Raw genomic sequence first — 6011 nt, 5'->3', positions numbered from 1 at the left:
ATGTCCGGTAGGACAGAGGGGGGCGGCTCGCGTGGAGCGGCGACCCCCTCTGTCGCCTGCGGCGACATCTCCCCCTCAAGGGGGGAGATTGGAAGCGCCTTATTCCGCCGGCGTCGTCTCCAGCGCGGCTTTGCGCCCAAAGCGCTGCACCACGAAACGGCCCATCTTCTGGCCGGGCACTTCGATCAGCGTATAGGTGATCCAGGACAGCAGGCACACCACCGGCAAGACGACGACAACAACGACCGCGAAGCGCAACGGCGCCGACAGCTCGTGGCCGAACTGGGTGATGACCAGAGCCGCCACCGGCTGGAGAACCAGCAGATGGATCAAATAGATGCTGAAGGAAAGCTCACCCATCAAATGAAAGAACCTGTTGGCGAGCGTCATGGCGATCTTTCTGGCCACGATGCCCATCGTTCCCGGCAGCATCCGGTAGAGAACCAGGGCAAAGAACCCCAGGACGAGCGCTTCCCGCATCAACAGCTTGCTCAGCCCATAGCCGCCGCCGAAGGGCAGCGCCGCCAGCAGCATGGCCAGTGCCAGATGCACGAAAGGCCGCTTCTGCCTTTGATGGACGACGCCCGCCAGCAGCATCCCGCACAGGAAAATCTGCATCTTCAACGGCAGGAACGACGGCATTGGAAAGTGGACCGACAATTGTCCCATCAAGAACACGATCGCGCTGCCGATCGCCGCGACCAGCATGGCCGCCCATAGCCAGTCAAGCCTGCGCACCAGCAGCATGATGGCCGGAAACAGTGCGTAGAACTGCATCTCCAGCCCGAGGCTCCAGTCGGGCAGCGGCGTGCGATAGGCGAAATTCGGCACCAGGCCGAACAGGAACAGCAGATGGGCGCCGATATTCTTGAGGCCGCTGTCGAGATAACGCTCGGGCGCCTGCGGCGACCGCAGCAGGAACTCGTCGATGACCATTCTCGACCCGTAGAGATAGTGGCCAAGCGCCAGGGCAACGAACAGCATGACGTAGAACAGCGGCGCTATCCTGAAATAGCGGCGGGTCCAGAATTTCAGCCAGGTTTCCGGCCTTTGCCAAGGCTCCCTGTCCTGGCGCAGCTGGTAGTGGAACACCATCAGGAAGCCGGACAGCATGATGAACAGATCGACGCCGAGGTCCGGTTCGCCGAGAATAGGAATCTGCCAGCCGGTCAACAACAAGCAGTGCCCGATGAGCACCCAGATCGCGGCAAGCGCCCGAAGCCCGTCCAGGCACTCGATGCGCGATGACCGGGCTTCTGTCATGCCGAACTCCTCGATAGCCATGTTGCAATGCAGCATGGCGGCTGAGGGAGGAATGTCAACCGTGCGGAAGGAACACGATTTGCGCTGGGCTGTTACGGAAAACGCGAAACACCTGAGGGCAATTGTAGAGGCATGCACTTGAACACCCGGGGCGCGAAGGATCGCGGCTTACGCGATCCCGGCAGGCAAGCTCCCGTCTATCTCATCTTCAACCTTGCATGCCGGCGCCAGTACCACCAAGCCAGCACCCGGTTGCGGAACACTCTTCTCATGGCGCCCATGTCACACCCCCAGCAGCACGCGGCGCTGGCCGGTCAGCTCACTGGGCGACAGATCGGTCTTCACCGTTCCTGCGGTGCCGTCATTGGCCGCAAGCTGGGCCCGCAAGGCGGCTTCGCGCGCCTGCACGTCCTTGTCGGCAATGGTCGGTGTCGGCGGCAACGGCTTCAGCGCCGGCGGCTTTTGAAAAAGGCACATAGTTTTCTCCAAAGTGAGAGGCTCTTGTCCAGTCGTAGAGCAGAAAATCCTCGCCGTTCCTGCCATAGCCCGGCAGGCGGCAGCGTTGCGTCGCGCCGAGCCGGCCTAGCCAGCGCAGCGCCAAATCATTGGCGGCCAAGGCGCGGGCCTCGACACGCCAGGCGCCGCGCGCGGCAACTTCAGGCCCGAGCACGGCATGAAAGAACTCCGTAATCCCAGGCACGCAGCGCCTCATGTGGCGCGTGCCCCAGCTCCAGGCGATCCATAAGCCGCCGCGCTGCTCGGCAGCGCCAAAGCCGGCCTCCGGATTGCCGTCGAGCTCGGCGACATAGGCAAACCCTTGCAGCGCCGTCAGCGCCAGCAGCGCAGGCGACCAGGCATCGAACTGGCAATCGATCTCGGCCCGGTCCTCGGGCCGGAGGTTGGCGGCGATGTAGGAGAGGTCGCGCAGGGTGGCGGGAATGATGCGGAGGGTCATGTTGGGTCACTTTCCGGCACGCTGCGAAGCGGAGAGCCCTAGAGAAACGAGGCGCCAAGCTAGATTGACTCTCTTTGCCGTCTGGATTTCCTTGGCCTGTGACTTGTGGATGTACCTATGGGAACAAGCGCATGACTTGTAGTAACTGCGCGCCGATCGAGGAGACCCGTACGATCTTTAGCACCGGTTGTCTCGCGGCGGCGATCACGATGGCCAAAGAGGCCATACGCGACGGTATTCTGCAGCAAGTACCGGGTGGTCCTATGTCGAGTGTCATCCCGCTTTCGGATCTCAACCCGGATGGACCATGGGACGATCTGCTTCGTTACCGCTTTCGCTGCACGACCTGCGCACAGGTTTTCTTGCTCTCCGCAGAGATCTATCATGGCAGCGGCGGCGAATGGGCTAAGGAGCCCGGCTAAGCTTTTCGGCGCTTCCTCACCGAAACGCCCCCAGCGGATCGGCCTGCCCGGCCTTCCGCCGCGCGGCCTTGAACATCGCCGGGTCGACCTGCGCCTCCCTCAGCATCATCACGCCGTAGCGGGTCGCGGCCATCAGATCGTGGCGCAGCTTCACCACTTGGCCGTCCCTGCGATGATAGAGACGGAACTCCTCGAACCAGGGCAAAAGCGTCGAAACCATCTTGAAGCGGCTTGATTGCATGCGGCCAAGCATCGGCCCGACCGCCACCGAACCGCCGGCGAACTGCGCGCGGGTGCCAAGCCTCTACTTGTAAGCCACTGCTGCGCTTGCAGGTCCCGCCAACGGAATAATCTCGCAGCGACTAAACCCTGCCTCTTTGCACCACTCGGTGAACTGGGCGCCGGTGAAGTCAAACGCCTCGCCAAATTCGATCAGCATGTTCAGCGACATCATGAGACCGAAGCCGTTTTGCCTGCGTTCGTCGTCGATGATGTTCTCGATGGCGACCAGCGCGCCACCGGTCGGCAATGCACGGTAGGCCTTGGCGATCAGCATTTTCTTGTTCTCGAGATTCCAGTCGTGAAGGATCATTCCCATCGTGATGATGTCCGCCTTGGGGAATTCGTCCGCGAAAAAGTCGATCGTCTCGGCGATGACCCGGCCGCCGAGATTGCGCTCCCTCAAGCGCCGTTCGGCGATCGGCTGCACATCGGCGAGATCGCACGTCCGGCATTGCATATGCGGATGCCGCGCCGCGACGATGGCCGAAAGCTGCCCGGTTGCGCCGCCTATATCGGCCAGCGTCTTATATTTGGAAAAGTCGAATTTCTCGGCAAACGCCGTGAAATTGCCCATGGAGATGCCGCTCATCGCGTCCATGAACTGCTCCAGGCGCGCCGGGTCCGCATAGAGCTCGCCGAACATCGACTTGCCTGTCTCCTTGATCTCGTTTTGAGGCTTTCCGGTTTGCAATGCCGGTGTGAGATCGCCCCAGAACCGATACAGTCGTGCGTTCGCCATCTCAAGGATTCCACCGATGTATTGGGGGCTCCGCTTGACCAGGAACAGCGCGGTCGATGGCGTATTGCCGTATTTGCCGGTTTCACGGGCGCCGTCCCTCTGCAGCAATCCGAGCGCGACGAGGGTGTCGAGAAAATCATGCGTTGCGCGCGGATGCAGCCCCATCGCGCCTTGCAGTTCGAGGCCCGTTTTGGGGCCGTCCGCAAGCAGCGAGAAGAGTCCCAGTTCCACGGCGCTCAACAATGTCTTGGCTGGCCAGAACCCAAAGCCAATTTGCAGTATGTGGTCTGGAGAAATTCCGTCTTGCATCTGAGCCTCTCCTATCGGCGAACGCCCCCGTGAGGCCACGCCGATGCGTCCCTTGAGCGGGATCATTCGATGCTACACCACGTCCACGGACGTTCACTACAGTTTTCCAATCGGAGCCGGAGCGCATTGCCTCCCTCCCGATTTTCCTCACCGAAACGCCCCCAGCGGATCGGCCTGCCCGGCCTTGCGCCGCGCGGCCTTGAACACCGCCGGGTCGACCTGCGCCTCCCTCAGCATCATCACGCCGTAGCGGGTCGCCGCCATCAAATCGTCGCGCAGCTTCACCACCTGGCCGTCCCTGCGGTGATAGAGCCGGAACTCCTCGAACCACGGCAAAAGCGTCGCAAACACCTTGAAGCGGCCTGAATGCATGCGGTCGAGCATCTCCATCAGCCCGGCTTCGACCGAGACCGAACCGTCGGCGAACTGCGCATGGCTGGCGAGCATGTTCAGCCCGTGTGCGGAATATTGCTTCGCCAGTGCGGTGCCGGCACCTTCCAGCGTCTCGCGGCGGCCGTCGCGCGGCCATGCCCAAGGCAGCCATTCGCCCCATGGTTTCAAGGTCAGCGCCTGCATGGCGGGCGTCTGCTGCGAAGCCCGGCAGGCCTTTGTGACATAGACGACATCGGCCTCCGTATCCCAGGCGAGCTCGACCGCCGCCGACGGATGGTCCCAGCCGAAATCGAGGGCCCCGAGCCGCGGCCAATAGCGCGGCAGCGGGAACGGCTCGCAGGCGATCAGCTCCTCGGCCACCGGAAAGATGCGGCCGGAGCCGAGCACCGGAATGCCCTTGGCCCGCGCCTCACGCTCATGCGCCGGATAGGCGGCAATGATCTCGGCGCGCTGCTGCGGCGTATAGTGCCCGGCATCGTCGATGGTCATGAAGGTGACGTGACGGGTCATTGTTTTTCACCCTCGCGGCATTGAATCGTAGTGGGCGGGTGCGCGCTTCAACGCCCCGCCTCGCGGCTCCGTTTGCATCGCTCGGAACACCTGCCACGGAGCCGGTCGAAAAGTCGGGATCAGATCGCCCGACGTTTGATGCGCACGACTTTCGGCGCCTGTGCATCCATGAACATGTAGCACCGGCCTAGCAGCGCCTTTTTGCCAAAATCATCGAATACGTTCTGCCCGAGCGGCGTGAACAACACCTCGTCGGTCGTCAGTCCGTCCTGGTGGCGAGCCTCGATCTCTGGCCAATGCGCCTTGGCAATGTCGGTCAGCACGACGTTGAAGGCAGGATGATTGTAGCTGACCAACAAATTGCCATCGTCCATATCAGACGGTTTCATGTCCGGGTGGTAGTTGTAGATCTCGGCAAGCGTCTGGATGGCTGCCAAGGATGCAGCGCCATCGGAAAGACCGGCCTCCGTCAGCACACAGGTGCCGTTTTCAAGGATGGCAAAGTCACGCTCCTGGTTGAAGTAGTAGCCAAAGCGCTCTTCGATGCGATCGATGGGCTGCGAAAACGATGGCCGCCATTTCGGGACAGGAGGAAAAGTTGCTGACATGCCGACGTTGCCTTCTGGTGATACGACAATTGACGAAAGGCCGCCGATCAACACCATTCGTCTATTCATAGTTGTGATCTCCCGCCCAATGTAGCCAGTCTAGTTCCGGATCATGGCTTGGCAACCGCGCTGGTCATGAAGGGGACGTGGCGGCTCATGCGAGATACCTTGCTGGAGCAAAACCGGGACGGCGCGCGACGAACACAGGCGGGCCGGCTAATGGCCCTGAAGTATCTTGATCAACTTACTTTCGTAGGTAGGTCGCGACAATCCATTTCTGTAATCCGCATACGTCATTCGCCCGCTCACCGCCGCATCAGTCCAGCGTTTGCAGTACACCTCTGGCAACGCTTCAACACTTGTGTTTATTATTCTTGCCCATTGTTTGCGGTAACCTAGTGGCTTTGCCCCTAATCCCGCCGCACACTGAGTCATGAAATCCTTTTTGAAAGCTGGACTTCTTTGTATTCCAGCGTTGATTGTATTGAACCGGCTCTCAGTCACTACGCATCCTGAAAGCATTATTGCAC

The 6011-nt window shown here is 61.1% G+C and carries 7 protein-coding genes; 1 reads left to right on the top strand and 6 read right to left on the bottom strand.

The features are described 5' to 3' along the window. Window positions 1-99 precede the first annotated feature (99 nt). Complete coding sequence (locus NKI72_RS28995; protein ID WP_352851509.1) at window positions 100-1263, bottom strand: acyltransferase family protein; 1164 nt, start codon at window positions 1261-1263, stop codon at window positions 100-102. Between the two features lie 361 nt (window positions 1264-1624). Next, a complete protein-coding gene (locus NKI72_RS28990; RefSeq protein WP_352541144.1) occupies window positions 1625-2218 on the bottom strand; it encodes a hypothetical protein in 594 nt (197 codons plus the stop codon). A 209-nt stretch (window positions 2219-2427) separates the two neighbouring features. Between NKI72_RS28990 and NKI72_RS28985 the strand changes: the two genes are divergently transcribed. Next, window positions 2428-2640, top strand: a complete 213-nt coding sequence (locus tag NKI72_RS28985) for a hypothetical protein (RefSeq protein ID WP_352851508.1) — start codon at window positions 2428-2430, stop codon at window positions 2638-2640. A gap of 16 nt (window positions 2641-2656) precedes the next feature. On the opposite strand, the gene NKI72_RS28980 is transcribed toward NKI72_RS28985, so the two are convergent. The 4 genes from NKI72_RS28980 to NKI72_RS28965 all read right to left on the bottom strand — a co-directional run bounded on the left by NKI72_RS28980 (window position 2657) and on the right by NKI72_RS28965 (window position 5538). Next, window positions 2657-2893 (bottom strand): hypothetical protein, encoded by a 237-nt coding sequence (locus NKI72_RS28980; protein ID WP_352472079.1) that lies wholly within the window; start codon window positions 2891-2893, stop codon window positions 2657-2659. Between the two features lie 51 nt (window positions 2894-2944). Then, entirely contained in the window at window positions 2945-4036 is a 1092-nt protein-coding gene (locus NKI72_RS28975; protein WP_352851507.1) for a methyltransferase, read from the bottom strand. 81 nt (window positions 4037-4117) lie between these two features. After that, a complete protein-coding gene (locus NKI72_RS28970; protein ID WP_352541146.1) occupies window positions 4118-4873 on the bottom strand; it encodes a phage terminase large subunit family protein in 756 nt (251 codons plus the stop codon). Window positions 4874-4992: 119 nt separating this feature from the next. Further along, window positions 4993-5538, bottom strand: a complete 546-nt coding sequence (locus tag NKI72_RS28965) for a hypothetical protein (RefSeq protein ID WP_352458173.1) — start codon at window positions 5536-5538, stop codon at window positions 4993-4995. Window positions 5539-6011: the final 473 nt, after the last annotated feature.

This window comes from Mesorhizobium sp. M0437 (genome assembly GCF_040321335.1).
GTDB lineage: Bacteria > Pseudomonadota > Alphaproteobacteria > Rhizobiales > Rhizobiaceae > Mesorhizobium.
The sequence above is the reverse complement of the archived record's forward strand: the minus strand, read 5'-3'. Positions and strand labels throughout refer to the sequence as shown.

Coding starts and splice junctions, on each gene's coding strand:
- NKI72_RS28965 (WP_352458173.1), bottom strand. CDS start 5,538: ATGGTGTTGATCGGCGGCCTTTCGTCAATTGTCGTATCACCAGAAGGC.
- NKI72_RS28970 (WP_352541146.1), bottom strand. CDS start 4,873: ATGACCCGTCACGTCACCTTCATGACCATCGACGATGCCGGGCACTAT.
- NKI72_RS28975 (WP_352851507.1), bottom strand. CDS start 4,036: ATGATCCCGCTCAAGGGACGCATCGGCGTGGCCTCACGGGGGCGTTCG.
- NKI72_RS28985 (WP_352851508.1), top strand. CDS start 2,428: ATGGCCAAAGAGGCCATACGCGACGGTATTCTGCAGCAAGTACCGGGT.
- NKI72_RS28990 (WP_352541144.1), bottom strand. CDS start 2,218: ATGACCCTCCGCATCATTCCCGCCACCCTGCGCGACCTCTCCTACATC.
- NKI72_RS28980 (WP_352472079.1), bottom strand. CDS start 2,893: ATGCTTGGCCGCATGCAATCAAGCCGCTTCAAGATGGTTTCGACGCTT.
- NKI72_RS28995 (WP_352851509.1), bottom strand. CDS start 1,263: ATGACAGAAGCCCGGTCATCGCGCATCGAGTGCCTGGACGGGCTTCGG.